Raw genomic sequence first — 18711 nt, 5'->3', positions numbered from 1 at the left:
AAGCAACAGCAGGCGCATTACCGATTATTGCGCGTCAGCTTGTCCAGATCGCTCTCGATCTCGGCAATTTTATTGGTCACCACGCTCTCCAGATGGCGCAGATCCGCCAGAATCTTACGCTTCAGATCCACTTCCACCTGATCGCGCTGGCAGATCTGATCCAGTTCGTCGATCACATAGCGCAGATTCGGGCTGATCTCCTGAACTTCTTTGTAGCCCTGGTTGATATTGTCAGCGACCACGGTTTTGCGCTGGCGCGGATATTTAAACTTCACGCTCTTGGCGAAGAATTCGCCCTTGTCTTTGCGAAAGTAAATTTTAAGGATGTCGTTGTTGGCTTCCTGACGCAGGCTGTAGCGATCGATATCGTCCGGGTTATTAATGCCTAAGCTTTTAAGGTTGTCATACATAGCGATTTTTCCACCAAAAAGAGAGAAGCGCGCATCTGTGTTCATGGCACAAAAATAACTGTAGACAAAAAACGGATTGAACACTGCGCGACGGGAGATAACTGGCGCGGATTATGACCTGGGTGAAAAGTAAACGCACCTGTTAATTCGTTTCGCGAATCAGGTAGTCAGCGGGAGAAGTGTAAAGAAAAGATGACGGGCCAAAGGGCCCGTCAGAAAGGCTTAGTCGATAGTGCGCAGCAGCTCATTAATGCCGACTTTGCCGCGCGTTTTTGCGTCGACTTTCTTCACGATAACCGCGCAGTAGAGGCTGTAGCTGCCATCTTTAGAGGGCAGGTTGCCGGAAACCACCACGGAACCCGCCGGAACGCGACCGTAGTGCACTTCACCGGTTTCGCGATCGTAGATTTTGGTGCTCTGGCCGATGTAAACGCCCATTGAGATCACGGCGCCTTCTTCCACGATCACGCCTTCGACGATCTCGGAACGCGCGCCAATAAAGCAGTTATCTTCGATGATGGTCGGGTTTGCCTGCAGCGGTTCCAGCACCCCGCCGATGCCGACACCGCCGGAGAGGTGAACGTTTTTGCCAATCTGCGCGCAGGAGCCTACGGTCGCCCAGGTATCGACCATGCTGCCTTCGTCGACGTAAGCGCCGATATTGACGTAGGACGGCATCAGCACGGTATTGCGTGCAATATAGGCGCCCTGGCGAACCGCCGCGGGCGGCACAACGCGGAAGCCCGCTGCTTTAAAGCGCGCGTCGTCCCAGCCGGCGAACTTCATCGGCACCTTGTCGTAAAAGCGGGTTTCTGCGCCTTCCATCACCTGGTTTTCGTTAATGCGGAACGACAGCAGAACCGCCATCTTCAGCCACTGATGCGTTACCCACTGACCGTCGATCTTTTCTGCTACGCGCAGCGCGCCACTGTCCAGCTGAGCGATCACCTGGTTGATGGCTTCACGGGTCACCGGATCGACGCTCGCCGGAGTAATCTCAGCGCGACGCTCGAAGGCCGTTTCAATAACGCTCTGTAACTGTTGCATAATTTTTTCCTGATCTGTCTGGTGCATGCCGGACCACGTCCCGGCACAAAGAGTAAATAAGTAAATCGATTGCGGTCACACTTTATCGTTTGGATTAAGGGCTTCTGTCAACCGTTGTTGCAACGCTTTACGCATTTCCGCGTCAAGCGCGCGCCGTTCGCCGTTGGCCAGAATAAACAAATCCTCGACGCGTTCGCCAATGGTGCTGATGCGCGCGCCGTGCAGCGAGACGCCCATATCGGCGAAGACTTCGCCCACGCGCGCCAGCAGGCCGGGCTGATCGAGCGCCACCAGCTCCAGATAGCTGCGGCGATCGGTATGGGTCGGCAGAAAGTTGACTTCGGTATCGACGCTGAAGTGGCGCAGCTTCGCCGACGGACGGCGCGTACGCGGCGGATTCCAGCTGGTCTGCGCGATCGCCTGTTCCAGCGCCTGGCGAATCATCAGGTGGCGATCGGGCGCCAGCGGACTGCCGTCCGGCTCCAGAACGATAAAGGTGTCCATCGCCATGCCGTCGCGGCTGGTGAAAATCTGCGCGTCATGCACGCTGAGATTGCGACGGTCCAGCTCGCCCGCCACAGTGGCGAAGAGATAAGGGCGGTCGGGGCTCCAGATAAAAATCTCGGTGCCGCCGCGCGTCGCCTGCGGGCTGACCAGCACCAGCGGCTGGCGCAGATCGTGCTCCATTAAATGACGTGCATGCCACGCGAGCTGGTTGGGCGTGTGGCGCAGGAAATAGTCGGCGCGGCAGCGGTTCCAGATATGGTGCAGCCGCTCTTCGTCGATATTGTCCATGCGCAGTAGCGCGAGCGCCTGCAGCCGGTGATGACGCACGCGCTCGCGCAGATCCGGGCTGTTCTCCATGCCGCGCCTCAGCTGCTTCTCGGTGGCGAAAAAGAGCTCGCGCAGCAGACTCTGTTTCCAGCTGTTCCAGAGCGTTTCGTTGGTGGCGCAGATGTCGGCTACGGTCAGGCAGACCAGATAGCGCAGCCGGTTCTCATTCTGCATCACCTCAGCGAACTGCTGGATCACGGTGGGGTCCTGAATATCGCGGCGCTGCGCCGTCACCGACATCAGCAGATGGTGGCGCACCAGCCAGGCGACCAGCTGCGTCTCGCGCGAGTTGAGGCCGTGCAGCTCGGCAAACTCCAGCGCGTCCTGCGCGCCGAGAATCGAGTGATCGCCGTTGCGGCCTTTGGCGATGTCGTGCAGCAGCGCCGCCATCAGCAGCAGCTCCTGCTGCGGCAGACGCGGCCAGAGCTCGACGCAGAGCGGATGCATCGGACGCGTCGTCTCGCTGGCAAAGCTCTCCAGCTTCTGCAACACGCGGATGGTGTGCTCATCAACGGTGTAGGCGTGGAACAGGTCGAACTGCATCTGTCCAACAATATGCCCCCACAGCGGCGTGTAGGCCCAGAGCACGCTGTGGCGGTGCATCGGCAGCAGCGCGCGCTTGACCGCGCCCGGATGGCGCAGAATCGACATAAAGAGCTGGCGTGCTTCCGGGATCTGACACAGCGGCTGTTTGAGATGACGGCGCGCGTAGCGCAGCTGGCGCAGCGTGGTGGAGTAGATGCCGCGAATGTTTTCGTTACGCACCATCACGTAGAACATGCGCAGAATCGCCTGGGGTTCGCGCTCGAACAGCGTTTCGTCGCGCAGGTCGATCAGGTTGCCGCGCAGCTGAAAGGTGTCGTCCAGCGGACGCGGCTTTTCGGTGGTGGAGAGCGCCAGGATCGCTTCATCGAACAGCTGCAGCAGCATCTGGTTCAGCTCGCCGATGCGGCGCGTGACGCGGAAGAAATCCTTCATCATGCGTTCCACCGGCTCGTTGCCTTCGCCCTGATAGTTGAGGCGCTGCGCGACGTTAAGCTGACGGTCGAACAGCAGCCGGTTGTCGTAGCGCGTCAGCGTCAGATGCAGCGCGAAGCGGATGCGCCAGAGAAAGGCCTGACATTCGTTAAGCTCGTTGCGTTCCGCTTCGGTGAGGAAGCCGAATCCCACCATTTCATCCAGCGTGGTGGCGCCGAAGTGGCGGCGCGCCACCCACTGCAGCGTATGGATATCGCGCAGGCCGCCTGGGCTGCTTTTGATGTCAGGCTCAAGGTTATAGCTGGTGCCGTGGTAGCGCTGGTGACGCGCCTGCTGCTCTTCGATCTTGGCGGCGTAAAAGGTTGCCGACGGCCAGAAGCCTTCGCTGAAGATATTCTTTTGCATCTCCAGAAAGAGGGCGACATCGCCGGTCAGCATGCGCGACTCGATAAGGTTGGTGGCGACGGTCAGGTCGGCCAGCCCCTCCAGCAGACACTCCTCCAGCGTGCGCACGCTGTGGCCCACTTCGAGCTTGAGATCCCACAGCAGCGTCAGCAGCTCGCTGGTTTGCTGCGCGCTCGCGTCGTCGAGCGGATCGCGGCTGAGGATCAGGATATCGACGTCGGAAAGAGGATGCAGCTCGCCGCGGCCGTAGCCGCCGACCGCCACCAGCGCGATAGCGGGCAGGGCGTCAAAGCCGTAAAAGCGCCACAGGCGGCGCAGCAGGCGGTCGATAAACAGGGTGCGCGCGTCAATCAGCGTTTCTGCCGATTCGCCGGCGTCGAACGCCGTGGAGAGAAAGGCGTTAAAGGTTTCCAGCTTCTGCTTCAGGGTGTCGCGGGTCAGCGCCGCGTCATCCCAGTGCGCCGGGGAGTCTTTCAGGCCGTCAAGGACCTCATCCGTCAGGATAGCGCTCATACCGCATCTCTCTTCTTGAGCCATAAAAAAACCGGCGCAGGGCCGGCTTTTTATTAGTGGGGGACGATTACCCTTCGTTGACCAGCACCGCGTCGATGGTGTCGTCGCTACGCAGGGTCAGGATTTCGCAGCCGTTATCGGTCACCACAATAGTATGCTCGTACTGCGCGGACAAGCTGCGATCTTTGGTTTTTACCGTCCAGCCATCTTTCATGGTGCGGATGCGGTAGTCGCCGGCGTTGACCATCGGCTCGATGGTAAAGGTCATGCCCGCCTGCAGCACCACGCCGCCGTCGTCTGCGTCGTAATGCAGCACCTGCGGCTCTTCGTGAAAGCCTTTTCCGATGCCGTGGCCGCAGTATTCGCGCACCACAGAGAAGTCGTGCGATTCGACATATTTTTGAATGGCGCGGCCCAGCTCGCGCAGACGAATGCCCGGCTTCACCAAGCGCAGCGCCAGGTAGAGGCTCTGCTGGGTGATGTGACACAGACGCTCACCCTGAATGGTCGGCTTGCCGACGATAAACATCTTCGAGGTGTCGCCATGATACTCGTCTTTAATCACGGTCACGTCGATGTTGATGATGTCGCCATCTTTCAGCAGGCGATCGTCGCTGGGAATGCCGTGACACACCACTTCGTTGACCGAGATGCAGACCGATTTCGGGAAGCCGTGATAACCGAGGCAGGCGGAGACGGCGTGCTGCTTGTTAATGATGTAATCGTGGCAGATGCGGTCCAGTTCGCCGGTAGAGACGCCGGGTTTAACGTGCGGGGCGATCATCTCCAGCACCTCGGCAGCCAGTCGGCCGGCGACGCGCATTTTTTCGATTTCTTCAGGGGTTTTAATTGAAATTGCCATTAAATTAATCCGCAGTTGCCGAAAATTTCAGCAATAATGAACGATGTGCTGTCATGTTAGCAGCCGAAAACCAGGCCGCCAAACAGTTCGCGTCGCGCGGTCGCGCGCTGAACAAATTCTGGCTTCGGCAGCGTGGCTGTGGTATAAAGCGCGCCGACGATTCTCTGTCGGGCCGTGATGGTCGACGAGAAACGCGAAAAACTCACTTTGTGTACTAAAACACACATGTATCGACACATACGCCGGGGTGCTTCGAAAGAGGTCGGTCGTATGGGATACATGGAGGCCCAACCCCAAACTTAATCTAGAGGTAATCATGGCAACTGTTTCCATGCGCGACATGCTCAAGGCTGGTGTTCACTTCGGTCACCAGACCCGTTACTGGAACCCGAAAATGAAGCCGTTCATCTTCGGTGCGCGTAACAAAGTTCACATCATCAACCTTGAGCAGACTGTACCGATGTTCAACAACGCTCTGGCTGAGCTGAACAAAATCTCTGCCCGTAAAGGCAAGATCCTGTTCGTCGGTACCAAGCGCGCTGCCAGCGAAGCGGTTAAAGAGTCAGCTCTGAGCTGCGACCAGTTCTTTGTAAACCACCGCTGGCTGGGTGGTATGCTGACCAACTGGAAAACCGTTCGTCAGTCTATCAAACGTCTGAAAGATCTTGAGACTCAGTCTCAGGACGGCACCTTCGACAAACTGACCAAAAAAGAAGCGCTGATGCGCGGTCGCGAACTGGCCAAGCTGGAAAACAGCCTGGGCGGTATCAAAGACATGGGCGGTCTGCCGGACGCGCTGTTCGTTATCGACGCCGATCACGAGCACATCGCGATCAAAGAAGCGAACAACCTGGGTATCCCGGTATTCGCGATCGTTGATACCAACTCTGATCCAGACGGCGTTGACTTCGTTATCCCGGGTAACGACGATGCGATCCGTGCTGTTAGCCTGTACCTGACTGCCGTTGCCACTACCGTGCGCGAAGGCCGTTCACAGGACCTGGCTGAGCAGGCTGAAGAAGCGTCTTTAGAAAACGCTTAATAAGGTTCGCTCTGACACAGAGCCCTTAGACATCAGATGTAATCTGTTAAGGGGCCAGTCTTGGCCCCTTTATTTTATCTCCGTCTGTCACGCCTCCTTTCAGGCGGGCGGGACAGAGTAAATTTTCCGCAACAGGTGCCTTAGTGCGTAAGCACGGGGGTACGAACCGAGGATTCTGGAATGGCTGAAATTACCGCTGCACTGGTAAAAGAACTGCGCGAGCGTACTGGCGCGGGCATGATGGACTGCAAAAAAGCGCTGACCGAAGCGAATGGCGACATCGAGCTGGCGATTGAGAACATGCGTAAGTCTGGCGCGATCAAAGCGGCGAAAAAAGCAGGCAACGTGGCTGCTGACGGCGTGATCAAAACCAAAATCGACGGCAACTACGGTGTGATCCTGGAAGTTAACTGCCAGACTGACTTCGTTGCGAAAGACGCTGGTTTCCAGGCCTTCGCTGACAAAGTGCTGGACGCGGCGACCGCAGAACGCATCACCGACGTTGAAGCGCTGAAAGCGAAATTCGAAGAAGAGCGCGTTGCGCTGGTGGCGAAAATCGGCGAAAACATCAACATTCGTCGTATCGCGGTGCTGGAAGGCGAGCAGCTGGGTTCATACCTGCACGGCGCACGTATCGGCGTCCTGATCTCCGCGAAAGGCGCTGACGAAGAGCTGATCAAGCAGATCGCTATGCACGTTGCAGCCAGCAAGCCGGAATTCGTTAAGCCGGAAGACGTCTCTGCTGACGTGGTTGAGAAAGAGTACCAGGTTCAGCTGGACATCGCGATGCAGTCTGGCAAGCCGAAAGAGATCGCAGAGAAGATGGTTGAAGGCCGCATGAAGAAATTCACCGGCGAAGTCTCTCTGACCGGTCAGGCTTTCGTTATCGATCCGAGCAAAACCGTTGGCCAGGCGCTGAAAGAGCAGGGCGCTGACGTCATCAACTTCATCCGCTTCGAAGTGGGCGAAGGCATTGAGAAAGTCGAAAGCGACTTCGCTGCTGAAGTAGCAGCAATGTCCAAACAGTCTTAATGCTGTAAAAGGAACCGCCAGAAGGCGGTTCTTTTTTGTCTGCTACGCTAAGCAGACGCTTTTCAGTCTCATCCCAATAGTAATTTATGCGCGCTAAGCGGATGATCGATCAGATTTAACTTCTCCTTTTCAACTCTTCCAGGAAGAACCGACCATGGCGACCAACGCAAAACCTGTATATCAACGTATCCTGCTGAAACTGAGTGGCGAAGCACTGCAAGGTGCCGAAGGTTTTGGTATCGACGCGAGCGTGCTTGACCGCATGGCGCAAGAGGTGAAAGAACTGGTCGAGCTGGGCATTCAGGTAGGCGTGGTGATTGGCGGCGGCAACCTGTTCCGCGGCGCAGGACTGGCACAGGCGGGAATGAACCGTGTCGTAGGCGACCATATGGGCATGCTGGCGACCGTAATGAACGGCCTGGCGATGCGCGATGCGCTGCACCGTGCCTATGTAAACGCGCGCCTGATGTCCGCTATTCCTCTCAACGGCGTGTGCGACAACTACAGCTGGGCCGAAGCGATCAGCCTGCTGCGCAACAACCGCGTGGTGATTTTCTCCGCCGGTACCGGCAACCCGTTCTTCACCACCGACTCGGCGGCCTGCCTGCGCGGCATCGAGATCGAAGCTGACGTGGTGCTGAAGGCGACCAAAGTCGATGGCGTTTACTCCGCCGATCCGGTGAAAAACCCGGATGCAACGCTTTACGATCAGCTCTCCTACGCCGAAGTGCTGGAAAAAGAGCTGAAAGTAATGGATCTGGCGGCCTTTACGCTGGCGCGTGACCACCAGCTGCCGATCCGCGTATTTAATATGAACAAACCTGGCGCGCTGCGTCGCGTTGTCATGGGCGAAAAAGAAGGCACCCTGATTACGCATTAATACCCGACGCAAGATAAAATAAGGTATATTCTGTCGGCGCGGTGAACGTCACCGCGCACCATTCAGGATTATCGCTCAACAGCGATACCGCTTCCGGCGCCGCCGGAATGGCCAGGTCAAACCGAATCCAAGGGTTTCAACGTGATTAACGACATCAAAAAAGATGCTGAAACGCGCATGGACAAATGCGTCGAAGCGTTTAAAAACACCATCAGCAAAGTGCGTACCGGTCGCGCTTCACCTTCACTGCTCGACGGTATCGTGGTCGAATACTACGGTACGCCGACCCCGCTGCGTCAGCTCGCTTCTGTCACCGTAGAAGACTCACGCACGCTGAAAATCAACGTGTTCGACCGCTCCATGGGCCCGGCAGTGGAAAAAGCCATCATGGCTTCTGACCTCGGCCTGAACCCGAACTCAGCCGGTAGCGACATCCGCGTTCCGCTGCCTGCGCTGACCGAAGAGCGTCGTAAAGATCTCATCAAGATCGTGCGCGGCGAAGCCGAGCAGGGCCGCGTCTCCGTGCGTAACGTCCGCCGCGACGCCAACGACAAAATCAAAGCCTTGCTGAAAGATAAAGAGATCAGCGAAGACGATGAGCGTCGTACTCAGGAAGAGATCCAGAAAATGACCGATGCGCGCATCAAGAACGTCGATGCGGCGCTGGCCGAGAAAGAGAAGGAGCTGATGGAGTTCTAATCCCATCGGTTGCTCTCTATACCCAGGCTCCTGGGTATAAAACGCCGTTCAGGGCTGTGTTCATTGCGAATGCGCTCTGGCGGCGTTTTACATTATGTCTTCCGCGCTTGCGGAGTTATTCGACGTCTTCACAGGGATAGCTTAATGAAGCGATTAACCTTGCTGGGTTCTACCGGCTCGATCGGCGCCAGCACGCTGGCGGTGGTACGCGCCAATCCTGAGCGCTATCAAATCACCGCGCTGGTGGCCGGAAAAAACGTTGCGCTGATGGCGGAGCAGTGTCAGGCCTTTCAGCCGCGCTATGCCGCAATGGCGGATGAAGTCTCGGCGCAGGCGCTGCGTGAACGACTGAAAGCACTCAACGTCTCCACTGAAGTGCTCTCCGGCGTTCGGGCTGCGTGCGAGCTGGCGGCGCTTGACGAAGTCGACCAGGTGATGGCGGCGATCGTCGGCGCCTCCGGTCTGCTGCCAACGCTGGCGGCGATCCGCGCCGGGAAAAGCGTGCTGCTCGCCAATAAAGAGTCGCTTGTCACCTGCGGCCGTTTGTTTATGGAGGCGGTACGCCATCATCAGGCGCAGCTGCTGCCCGTCGACAGCGAGCACAACGCCATTTTTCAGAGTTTGCCCGCTTCCATCCAGCATCAGTTAGGATACGCTGACCTGCGAGAAAATGGCATTGAGTCCATTATCCTTACGGGATCGGGTGGTCCTTTTCGTGACACGCCGCTGGCTGACCTCGCGACCATGTCGCCAGAGCAGGCCTGCGCGCATCCGAACTGGTCGATGGGACGTAAAATCTCCGTCGACTCGGCCACCATGATGAATAAAGGTCTCGAATACATTGAAGCCCGCTGGTTATTTAACGCCAGCGCAGCGCAAATGGAGGTGATCCTGCATCCGCAGTCGATGATCCACTCCATGGTGCGCTACTGCGACGGCAGCGTGCTGGCTCAGCTCGGTTCACCGGATATGCGCACCCCCATTGCACACTGCATGGCCTGGCCCGCGCGTATTTCGGCAGGCGTTACGCCGCTGGATTTCACCCGCATGGCCGCGCTGACCTTCGCTGAACCCGACTTTGCCCGCTACCCTTGCCTGAAGCTGGCGATAGATGCCTGCGAGGCAGGGCAGGCGGCGACCACCACGCTGAACGCGGCCAATGAGGTTGCGGTGGCGGCCTTTCTGGATAACCAGATCCGCTTTACCGACATCGCGGCGATCAACAGCGAAGCGCTGGCGGCGCAGACGTTTGCCGAGCCAGACTCGGTGGACGCCGTGCTGGATATCGACCGCGCCGCGCGCGCCAGAGCCACAGAGATGCTGCCGCGTTTCGCGACCTCGCGTTAACGCGCGCCGCTATTTGTTCGCCTGTAGCGAAAATGGTATAGTCGCTCGCTCGCGTTTCCGGGTATGGCATCGCATCTGATGCGCCTCGCCCCTTTTGGGCGGGAGAAGACCGGGCGCAATGTATTCAGAAACCACAGCATTTCTGACAACAGGAATTAATTACGCGTTATGTCGTCCAATAATCACAACAAAACCGATGACCAACAGGGAACAGGCCCGCGTCACGTGGCTATCATTATGGATGGCAATGGTCGTTGGGCTAAAAATCAGGGAAAACTGCGTATTTCCGGCCATAAAGCGGGCGTTAAAGCGGTGCGCCGCTCCGTCAGCTTTGCCGTCAGCAATAATCTCGAAGCGCTGACGCTCTATGCCTTCAGCAGTGAAAACTGGAGCCGACCGCCCCAGGAAGTCACGGCGCTGATGGAGCTCTTTGTCTGGGCGCTCGACAGTGAAGTGAAGAGCCTGCACAAGCACAACGTGCGTCTGCGCATCATCGGCGATGTGAGCCGTTTCAGTAACCGTATTCAGGAGCGTATTCGTCGCGCCGAGGAACTGACTCAGCAAAATAGTGGACTGACTCTCAATATTGCCGCGAACTATGGCGGACGTTGGGATATTATCCAGGGAGTGAAAAAACTCGCTGAGCAGGTTCAGGAAGGTTTGCTGCGTCCTGACCAGATCACCGAGGAAAACCTGTCTGCTCATCTCTGCATGCAGGGGCTGGCTCCAGTGGATTTAGTGATAAGGACCGGGGGAGAGCATCGGATTAGCAACTTCCTGCTGTGGCAGATCGCCTATGCTGAGTTTTATTTTACCGATGTTCTCTGGCCTGATTTTGATGAACACGTTTTTGAAGGTGCACTGAATGCATTCTCTCTGCGGGAGCGTCGTTTTGGCGGCGCTGCACCAGGCGGCGCCTGAGCAAACAGGGGGTAACCTTTGCTGAAGTCTCGTCTGATTACCGCGCTTATTCTCATTCCGCTGGTGATTGCTGCGCTTTTCTGGTTACCGCCCGTTGGTTTTGCGATTACGACAATTATCATCTGCATGCTCGGTGCCTGGGAATGGGGCCAGCTTGCGGGCATGGCGTCGCGCCAACAGCGCATCTGGCTCTCCCTGCTGTGCGGGCTGCTGCTGGCGGGGATGCTCTTTACACTTCCTCCCTATCAGCGTGACGTGCATCTGTCGCAGGTCGCCACATCGCTCTGGGCGTCGCTGGCGTGGTGGATTGTCGCGCTGTTTCTGGTTCTCTTCTATCCCGCATCGGCCTCTCTGTGGCGGCATTCGCGCCCCCTGCGTCTGGTGTTCGGCCTTCTCACCCTGATCCCCTTTTTCTGGGGCATGATGGCGCTGCGACAGTACCACTACGAGAGCGATCACTACGCCGGCTCATGGTGGCTGCTGTTCGTGATGTTCCTGGTGTGGGGCGCGGATTCCGGCGCCTACATGATCGGCAGGTTGTTCGGCAAACATAAGCTGGCGCCAAAGGTCTCGCCCGGTAAAACCTGGGAAGGCTTTTTCGGCGGTCTGGTCTCTTCCGCGCTGATCGCCTGGCTGTTCGCCAGCTTCGCGCCGCTGACCGTTTCCACCGGTACGCTGATCGTCTGTGCCGTGCTGGCAACGCTCGCTTCGGTGCTGGGCGATTTAACGGAAAGCATGTTCAAACGTGAAGCGGGCATAAAAGACAGTGGCAGCCTGATCCCGGGTCACGGCGGCATACTCGATCGCATCGACAGCCTCACTGCGGCGGTGCCGGTTTTCGCCTGTTTGCTGCTGCTGGTGTTCCGCACTCTCTGAGGACAGGCGTAGATGTTGAGTATATTGTGGAGTTTTGTCGCTTTTATCATCGCCCTCGGCGTGCTGATCACCGTTCACGAGTTCGGCCATTTTTGGGTAGCGCGCCGCTGCGGCGTGCGCGTTGAACGCTTCTCGATCGGCTTTGGCAAGGCGCTATGGCAGCGTCGCGATAAGCAGGGCACCGAATATGTGATTGCGCTGATCCCGCTCGGGGGCTATGTCAAAATGCTCGACGAGCGCGTGGAAAGCGTACCCGCCGAACTGCGTCATCAGGCTTTCAATCATAAAGCCGTCTGGCAGCGCGCCTCGATTATCGCCGCTGGCCCCGTCGCCAATTTCATCTTCGCCATATTCGCTTACTGGGTCGTATTTATTCACGGCGTGCCGGGCGTGCGTCCGGTGGTTGGCGAAATTGTGAACGGATCGGTGGCGGCGCAGGCGCAAATTGTCAGCGGAATGGAACTTAAAGCAGTCGACGGTATCGAAACGCCTGACTGGGATGCCGTGCGAATGGCGCTGATCGGCAAAATTGGTGACGCGCAAACGGTGTTAACCGTCTCACGCTTCGGCGAAGAGGCGACGCAGCAAAAAGCGGTCGATCTGCGCAACTGGCAGTTCGAGCCAGACAAAGAGGATCCGGTTGTGGCGCTGGGCATTCGTCCGCGCGGTCCGCAAATCGAAACCACGCTGGCGGAGGTGCAGGCCGACTCGCCTGCGAGCGTTGCTGGTTTGCAAGCGGGCGACAGGATCGTTAAAGTCGATGGTCAGCCGTTAACGCAGTGGCAGAGTTTTGTCATGCAGGTGCGGGATAATCCTGGCAAAGAGATGGTCCTGGACGTCAATCGCAACGGCGAAACGGTGCAGCTGCACCTGACGCTGGAAGCCAGGCCAGGCACGAAGGCAGAGGGTTTCGCCGGGGTTATCCCGCGCGTTGTCCCGCTGCCGGACGCCTACAAAACGGTAAGGCAGTATGGCGCGTTTGATGCTATCGGTGAGGCCAGTGCGAAAACCTGGCAACTGATGAAGCTGACGGTCTCCATGCTGGGCAAGTTAATTACTGGCGATGTAAAGCTGAACAACCTGAGCGGGCCGATTTCGATTGCGCAGGGCGCAGGATTGTCAGCGGAATACGGGATGATTTACTACCTGATGTTTCTGGCGTTGATTAGCGTCAACCTTGGAATCATCAATCTCTTCCCGCTGCCGGTGTTAGATGGTGGGCATTTGCTCTTCCTGGCGATCGAAAAGATCAAAGGTGGACCAGTGTCCGAGCGAGTTCAGGACTTCAGTTATCGCATTGGCTCAATCCTGCTGGTGTTGTTAATGGGGCTTGCACTTTTCAATGATTTCTCACGTCTGTAATCGCTGGAACGCAGACAGACGAGGGATGTGTTAGGAAAACGCATAATAACGATGGCGATGAAAAAGTTGCTCATAGCGTCGCTGCTGTTTAGCAGCGCCACCGTTTACGGTGCAGACGATTTCGTGGTGAAGGATATTCATTTCGAAGGGCTGCAGCGAGTCGCCGTCGGCGCGGCTCTGCTGAGCATGCCGGTACGAGTTGGCGATACGGTTAATGACGAAGATGTCAAAAATACCATTCGTTCACTCTTCGCTACCGGTAACTTTGAGGATGTTCAGGTCCTGCGCGACGGAACTACGCTGATTGTCCAGGTGAAAGAACGTCCTACCATTGCCAGCATTACCTTTACCGGCAACAAAGCGGTGAAAGAGGAGCAGCTCAAGCAGAACCTTGAGGCCTCTGGCGTACGCGTAGGCGAAGCCCTTGACCGCACCACCCTCTCTTCAATTGAGAAGGGACTGGAGGATTTCTACTACAGCGTCGGTAAATACACCGCCAACGTGAAGGCCGTAGTGACGCCGCTGCCACGCAACCGCGTCGACCTGAAACTGGTCTTCACCGAGGGCGTCTCTGCAAAGATTCAGCAGATTAACATCGTCGGCAACAAGGCGTTTAGCTCTGACGAGCTGATCTCCCGTTTCCAGCTGCGCGACGAAGTGCCCTGGTGGAACGTGGTCGGCGATCGCAAATATCAGAAGCAAAAACTGGCGGGCGACCTTGAGACGCTGCGCAGCTTCTATCTCGATCGCGGCTATGCGCGCTTTAACATCGATTCGACGCAGGTCAGCCTGACACCGGATAAAAAAGGCATCTACATCACGGTAAACATCACCGAGGGCGATCAGTACAAAATCGCTGGCGTGATTGTTAACGGCAGCATGGCGGGCCACTCGGCAGAAATTGAACACCTGACGCAGATTCCATCGGGCGAGCTCTATAACGGCACCAAAGTCACCCAGATGGAAGATGACATCAAGAAGCTGCTGGGCCGCTACGGTTACGCCTATCCGCGCGTGATGACGCAGCCGGAAATCAACGACGCTGATAAAACGGTGAAGCTGCATATCAGCGTTGATGCCGGCAACCGTTACTACGTGCGTAAAGTGCGCTTCGAAGGCAATGACACGTCGAAAGATGCGGTGCTGCGTCGCGAAATGCGCCAGATGGAAGGCGCATGGCTGGGCAGCGACCTGGTGGAGCAGGGCAAAGAGCGTCTGAACCGTACCGGCTACTTTGAAACCGTTGATGTCGACACTCAGCGCGTGCCGGGCGTGCCCGATCAGGTAGACGTGGTCTACAAGGTCAAAGAGCGCAACACCGGTACCTTTAACTTCGGCGTCGGCTACGGCACCGAAAGCGGGGTCAGCTTCCAGGTCGGCGTCACCCAGGACAACTGGCTGGGCACCGGCAATACGGTGAGCATCAGCGGTACTAAAAATGACTATCAGACCTATGCCGAATTCTCACTGACCGATCCCTACTTTACGGTCGACGGCGTGAGCCTGGGCGGGCGCGTCTTCTATAACGACTTTAAAGCGGACGATGCCGACCTGTCCGACTACACCAACAAAAGTTACGGCGTAGACGGCACGCTGGGCTTCCCGGTCAACGAAAACAACACGCTGCGTGTGGGTCTGGGCTATGTGCACAACGACCTTTCCAACATGCAGCCGCAGGTGGCGATGTGGCGCTATCTCGATTCGGTCGGCAAGCCGCAGGAGCTGAACGACAAAGGCGATTTCTCGGCGGATGACTTCACCTTCAACTACGGCTGGACGTACAACACCCTGGATCGTGGCTTCTTCCCGACCGCAGGTAACCGTACCAACCTGAACGGCAAGGTCACCATTCCGGGATCGGACAACAGCTTCTACAAAGCGACGCTGGATACCCAGCAGTACGTACCGCTTAACCGCGATCGCACCTGGGTGCTGTTAGGCCGTGGTCGCGTCGGTTACGGCGATGGTCTTGGCGGCAAAGAGATGCCGTTCTATGAGAACTTCTATGCGGGTGGCTCGAGCACGGTGCGCGGTTTCCGTTCCAACACCATTGGTCCGAAAGCGGCTTACCTGAATGACCGTTCGTCAACCTGTACGCTCAGCGATCCGAATGGCATCTGTAAGTCGGACGACGCGGTTGGCGGCAACGCGATGGCGGTGGCCAGCCTGGAGCTGATTACGCCGACGCCGTTCCTGAGCGAGAAATATGCCAACTCGGTACGCACCTCGCTGTTTGTGGATGCGGGTACCGTCTGGGATACCAAATGGGAGAATACGGCTGAAACCCGCGCCGCCGGCATCCCGGACTATAGCGATCCAAACAATATCCGCGTTTCAAGCGGTATTGCGCTGCAGTGGATGTCCCCGCTGGGGCCGCTGGTCTTCTCTTATGCCCAGCCGGTTAAAAAAGTGGAAGGGGACAAATCAGAACAGTTCCAGTTTAACATTGGTAAAACCTGGTAAGGTTCTGAGCAAGGAAGCATAAGCTGAAGTCTTGCTACCGAATCGCGGTTTTTAGAGCGGTTCGGAGCAAACACTGTGTCGCTGACACAAACGTTGATGGTAAGGAGTTTATAGTGAAAAAGTTGTTGTGTGCCGCAGGACTGGGTCTTGCTTTAGCTGTATCCGCAGGCGCTCAGGCTGCTGACAAAATCGCAGTGGTAAACGTGTCCAGCATTTTCCAACAGTTACCGCAGCGTGCGACCGTTGCTAAACAGCTGGAAAACGAATTCAAAGGCCGCGCAACCGAGCTGCAGAGCCAGGAACGCGATCTGCAGACCAAGATGCAGCGCCTGCAGCGCGACGGATCAACCATGAAGGCCAGCGAACGCAGCCGCATGGAAAAAGACGTCATGTCGCAGCGCGAAGCTTTCTCTTCGAAAGCCCAGGCGTTCGAGCAGGATAACCGCCGCCGTCAGATGGAAGAGCGTAACAAACTGCTGAGCCGCATTCAGGATGCCGTGAAGAAAGTCGCGAACGACGAAGGTTATGACGTGGTGATCGACGCCAACGCGGTGGCTTACGCGGCAAACGCGAAAGACATTACTGCTGACGTGCTGAAACAGGTTAAATAATCGATGTCATCAATTCGACTGGCTGATTTAGCCCAGCAGTTGGATGCAGAATTGCACGGAGATGGCGACCTCGCCATCTCCGGCATTGCTTCTATGCAATCCGCCCAGGCCGGCCAAATCACATTTCTCAGCAACAGCCGCTACCGCGAGCAGCTCGCCCAGTGTCAGGCTTCGGCCGTGGTGCTGACGGAAGCGGATCTGGAGTGGTGCCACTCGGCCGCGCTGGTAGTGAAGAACCCCTATCTGACCTATGCGCGCATGGCTCAGCTGCTGGACACTACACCGCAGCCTGCGCAGAATATCGCGCCCAGCGCGGTAATCGATCCCAGCGCGAAACTGGGGCAGAATGTCTCTGTCGGCGCCAACGCGGTGATTGAATCGGATGTGGTGCTCGGCGACAACGTTGTTATCGGTGCGGGCTGTTTCGTCGGTAAAAAGACGCGCATCGGCAATAACAGCCGCCTCTGGGCCAACGTCACCGTCTACCATGAAATTGAAATTGGTCAGGATTGTCTGATTCAGTCCGGCACCGTAATCGGCGCGGACGGTTTCGGCTACGCCAACGATCGCGGCAATTGGGTGAAAATCCCGCAGCTTGGCGCTGTAATTATCGGCGATCGCGTAGAGATCGGCGCCTGTACCACGATCGATCGTGGCGCTCTGGATAACACTCTGATCGGCAATGGTGTTATCATAGACAACCAGTGTCAGATCGCACACAACGTGGTTATTGGCGACAATACCGCCGTTGCGGGTGGTGTGATCATGGCGGGTAGTTTGAAAATTGGCCGTTACTGTATGATTGGCGGTGCCAGCGTCATTAACGGGCATATGGAAATCTGTGACAAAGTGACCGTTACCGGTATGGGCATGGTTATGCGTCCTATCACAGAGCCTGGAGTCTACTCCTCAGGCATTCCGCTACAACCCAATAAAACCTGGCGCAAAACTGCAGCGCTGGTGATGAACATCGATGACATGAGCAAGCGCTTAAAAGCCATCGAGCGGAAGGTCGGCAAAGACGACTAAACGCCATCCCACATGCGACCGGCTTGCTAATAAAAACGGTTAAGCAGGCAAGCCAGGCGCCATTGAACCGATTTCGGCCTGCGGAGGATCATCTTGATCTGTGCAGGCCGTGTTATTGATGTCATCAGATTTTTAGGACAGGAAGAGTATTTTGACTACTGAAACTCATACTCTGAAAATTGAAGAAATTTTAGAGCTGCTGCCGCACCGCTACCCGTTTCTGCTGGTTGATCGCGTGCTGGAGTTTGAAGAGCACAAGTATCTGCGTGCGGTAAAGAACGTCTCTGTTAACGAACCGTTTTTCCAGGGGCATTTCCCTGGTAAACCGATTTTCCCTGGCGTTCTGATTCTGGAAGCGATGGCGCAGGCTACCGGTATCCTGGCGTTTAAAAGCGTGGGTAAACTGGAGCCGGGCGAGCTCTACTATTTCGCCGGCATCGACGAAGCCCGTTTCAAGCGTCCGGTCGTACCGGGCGATCAAATGATCATGGAAGTGACTTTCGAGAAAACCCGCCGCGGTTTAACGCGTTTTAAAGGCGTTGCTACCGTTGACGGCAAGATCGTCTGTGAAGCGACCATGATGTGTGCCCGTAGCCGGGAGGCATAATCTGTGATTGATCCAAGCGCCACCATCCATGCCAGTTCCGTTATCGAAGAAGGGGCCATTATCGGCCCCAACGTCCACATCGGCCCGTTCTGCTTTATTGGCGCACATGTGGAAATCGGTGAAGGCACCGTCCTGAAGTCGCATGTGGTCATCAATGGCCACACGCGTATCGGGAAAGATAACCAGATCTATCAGTTCGCCTCTATTGGCGAAGTGAACCAGGATCTGAAATATGCCGGCGAGCCGACGCGCGTTGAAGTAGGCGACCGCAACCGCATCCGCGAAAGCGTGACTATTCATCGCGGCACCGCGCAGGGCGGCGGCGTCACCACTATCGGCAGCGATAACCTGCTGATGGTGAATGCGCACATCGCGCACGACTGCGTGATCGGCAACCGCTGCATTTTCGCCAACAACGCCACGCTGGGCGGTCACGTCACCGTGGACGACTTTGCGATTATCGGCGGCATGACGGCGGTGCATCAGTGGTGCACCATCGGCGCGCATGTGATGGTCGGCGGGTGTTCAGGCGTCGCGCAGGATGTACCGCCGTACGTTATCGCGCAGGGCAACCACGCGACGCCGTTCGGTATCAATATCGAAGGTCTTAAGCGCCGCGGCTTTAGCAAAGAGGCGCTGCACGCTATTCGCAACGCCTATAAAGTGCTCTACCGCAGCAACAAAACGCTGGAAGAAGCCAAGCCGGAAATTGAAGCGCTGGCAAAGCAGCATAGCGAAGTACAGCCTTTCTACGACTTCTTTGCTCGTTCTACGCGTGGGTTGATTCGTTAAT

Annotated in this window: 17 protein-coding genes; 13 read left to right on the top strand and 4 right to left on the bottom strand. The window is 56.8% G+C overall.

The genetic code is table 11. The annotated features are described in order from the left end of the window. Positions 1–17: 17 nt before the first annotated feature. From Q9R34_RS04010 to map, 4 genes are all read right to left on the bottom strand, one after another. Positions 18–410 (bottom strand): DUF3461 family protein, encoded by a 393-nt coding sequence (locus Q9R34_RS04010; protein ID WP_371245125.1) that lies wholly within the window; start codon positions 408–410, stop codon positions 18–20. Between the two features lie 222 nt (positions 411–632). Next, a complete protein-coding gene (gene dapD, locus Q9R34_RS04005; protein WP_033793560.1) occupies positions 633–1457 on the bottom strand; it encodes a 2,3,4,5-tetrahydropyridine-2,6-dicarboxylate N-succinyltransferase in 825 nt (274 codons plus the stop codon). Positions 1458–1532: 75 nt separating this feature from the next. Further along, the gene (glnD, locus tag Q9R34_RS04000; RefSeq protein WP_434126808.1) at positions 1533–4187 is read right to left on the bottom strand and encodes a bifunctional uridylyltransferase/uridylyl-removing protein GlnD; all 2655 of its coding nucleotides are present in this window, start codon (positions 4185–4187) and stop codon (positions 1533–1535) included. A gap of 67 nt (positions 4188–4254) precedes the next feature. Next, positions 4255–5049 (bottom strand): type I methionyl aminopeptidase, encoded by a 795-nt coding sequence (gene map, locus Q9R34_RS03995; protein WP_434126806.1) that lies wholly within the window; start codon positions 5047–5049, stop codon positions 4255–4257. A 316-nt stretch (positions 5050–5365) separates the two neighbouring features. Here map and rpsB point away from each other — a divergent pair, with 316 nt between their 5' ends. The 13 genes from rpsB to lpxA all read left to right on the top strand — a co-directional run bounded on the left by rpsB (position 5366) and on the right by lpxA (position 18710). Further along, positions 5366–6091, top strand: a complete 726-nt coding sequence (rpsB, locus tag Q9R34_RS03990) for a 30S ribosomal protein S2 (RefSeq protein WP_143806260.1) — start codon at positions 5366–5368, stop codon at positions 6089–6091. Positions 6092–6271: 180 nt separating this feature from the next. After that, entirely contained in the window at positions 6272–7123 is an 852-nt protein-coding gene (gene tsf, locus Q9R34_RS03985; protein ID WP_033749580.1) for a translation elongation factor Ts, read from the top strand. 154 nt (positions 7124–7277) lie between these two features. Beyond that, entirely contained in the window at positions 7278–8003 is a 726-nt protein-coding gene (pyrH, locus tag Q9R34_RS03980; RefSeq protein WP_033793563.1) for a UMP kinase, read from the top strand. 141 nt (positions 8004–8144) lie between these two features. Beyond that, positions 8145–8702 (top strand): ribosome recycling factor, encoded by a 558-nt coding sequence (frr, locus tag Q9R34_RS03975; RefSeq protein ID WP_033749583.1) that lies wholly within the window; start codon positions 8145–8147, stop codon positions 8700–8702. Positions 8703–8846: 144 nt separating this feature from the next. Then, positions 8847–10049 (top strand): 1-deoxy-D-xylulose-5-phosphate reductoisomerase, encoded by a 1203-nt coding sequence (gene ispC, locus Q9R34_RS03970; protein ID WP_485892480.1) that lies wholly within the window; start codon positions 8847–8849, stop codon positions 10047–10049. Positions 10050–10217: 168 nt separating this feature from the next. Beyond that, positions 10218–10970, top strand: a complete 753-nt coding sequence (ispU, locus tag Q9R34_RS03965) for a (2E,6E)-farnesyl-diphosphate-specific ditrans,polycis-undecaprenyl-diphosphate synthase (RefSeq protein WP_033793566.1) — start codon at positions 10218–10220, stop codon at positions 10968–10970. 18 nt (positions 10971–10988) lie between these two features. Then, positions 10989–11846, top strand: coding sequence for a phosphatidate cytidylyltransferase (gene cdsA, locus Q9R34_RS03960; RefSeq protein ID WP_485892479.1), 858 nt, complete (start codon positions 10989–10991; stop codon positions 11844–11846). Positions 11847–11858: 12 nt separating this feature from the next. After that, the gene (gene rseP / locus Q9R34_RS03955) at positions 11859–13208 is read left to right on the top strand and encodes a sigma E protease regulator RseP (RefSeq protein WP_485892478.1); all 1350 of its coding nucleotides are present in this window, start codon (positions 11859–11861) and stop codon (positions 13206–13208) included. 51 nt (positions 13209–13259) lie between these two features. Beyond that, on the top strand, positions 13260–15671 hold the full coding sequence (bamA, locus tag Q9R34_RS03950; protein ID WP_485892477.1) for an outer membrane protein assembly factor BamA: 2412 nt from the start codon (positions 13260–13262) through the stop codon (positions 15669–15671). 113 nt (positions 15672–15784) lie between these two features. After that, on the top strand, positions 15785–16282 hold the full coding sequence (gene skp, locus Q9R34_RS03945) for a molecular chaperone Skp (RefSeq protein ID WP_434126799.1): 498 nt from the start codon (positions 15785–15787) through the stop codon (positions 16280–16282). A gap of 3 nt (positions 16283–16285) precedes the next feature. Then, a complete protein-coding gene (gene lpxD, locus Q9R34_RS03940) occupies positions 16286–17311 on the top strand; it encodes a UDP-3-O-(3-hydroxymyristoyl)glucosamine N-acyltransferase (protein ID WP_434126797.1) in 1026 nt (341 codons plus the stop codon). 151 nt (positions 17312–17462) lie between these two features. Continuing rightward, a complete protein-coding gene (gene fabZ, locus Q9R34_RS03935) occupies positions 17463–17918 on the top strand; it encodes a 3-hydroxyacyl-ACP dehydratase FabZ (RefSeq protein ID WP_013507953.1) in 456 nt (151 codons plus the stop codon). 3 nt (positions 17919–17921) lie between these two features. Then, a complete protein-coding gene (lpxA, locus tag Q9R34_RS03930) occupies positions 17922–18710 on the top strand; it encodes an acyl-ACP--UDP-N-acetylglucosamine O-acyltransferase (protein ID WP_485892476.1) in 789 nt (262 codons plus the stop codon). Position 18711: the final 1 nt, after the last annotated feature.

This window comes from Enterobacter sp. BRE11 (genome assembly GCF_031844285.1).
GTDB lineage: Bacteria > Pseudomonadota > Gammaproteobacteria > Enterobacterales > Enterobacteriaceae > Pantoea.
This window is presented reverse-complemented; position numbering and strand designations above follow the sequence as displayed.

What these genes read in the sequence shown, in the direction of transcription:
- glnD (WP_434126808.1), bottom strand. Translation starts at nt 4,187, where the DNA reads ATGAGCGCTATCCTGACGGATGAGGTCCTTGACGGCCTGAAAGACTCC.
- tsf (WP_033749580.1), top strand. Translation starts at nt 6,272, where the DNA reads ATGGCTGAAATTACCGCTGCACTGGTAAAAGAACTGCGCGAGCGTACT.
- ispU (WP_033793566.1), top strand. Translation starts at nt 10,218, where the DNA reads ATGTCGTCCAATAATCACAACAAAACCGATGACCAACAGGGAACAGGC.
- rpsB (WP_143806260.1), top strand. Translation starts at nt 5,366, where the DNA reads ATGGCAACTGTTTCCATGCGCGACATGCTCAAGGCTGGTGTTCACTTC.
- lpxD (WP_434126797.1), top strand. Translation starts at nt 16,286, where the DNA reads ATGTCATCAATTCGACTGGCTGATTTAGCCCAGCAGTTGGATGCAGAA.
- rseP (WP_485892478.1), top strand. Translation starts at nt 11,859, where the DNA reads ATGTTGAGTATATTGTGGAGTTTTGTCGCTTTTATCATCGCCCTCGGC.
- map (WP_434126806.1), bottom strand. Translation starts at nt 5,049, where the DNA reads ATGGCAATTTCAATTAAAACCCCTGAAGAAATCGAAAAAATGCGCGTC.
- ispC (WP_485892480.1), top strand. Translation starts at nt 8,847, where the DNA reads ATGAAGCGATTAACCTTGCTGGGTTCTACCGGCTCGATCGGCGCCAGC.
- Q9R34_RS04010 (WP_371245125.1), bottom strand. Translation starts at nt 410, where the DNA reads ATGTATGACAACCTTAAAAGCTTAGGCATTAATAACCCGGACGATATC.
- pyrH (WP_033793563.1), top strand. Translation starts at nt 7,278, where the DNA reads ATGGCGACCAACGCAAAACCTGTATATCAACGTATCCTGCTGAAACTG.
- dapD (WP_033793560.1), bottom strand. Translation starts at nt 1,457, where the DNA reads ATGCAACAGTTACAGAGCGTTATTGAAACGGCCTTCGAGCGTCGCGCT.
- bamA (WP_485892477.1), top strand. Translation starts at nt 13,260, where the DNA reads ATGGCGATGAAAAAGTTGCTCATAGCGTCGCTGCTGTTTAGCAGCGCC.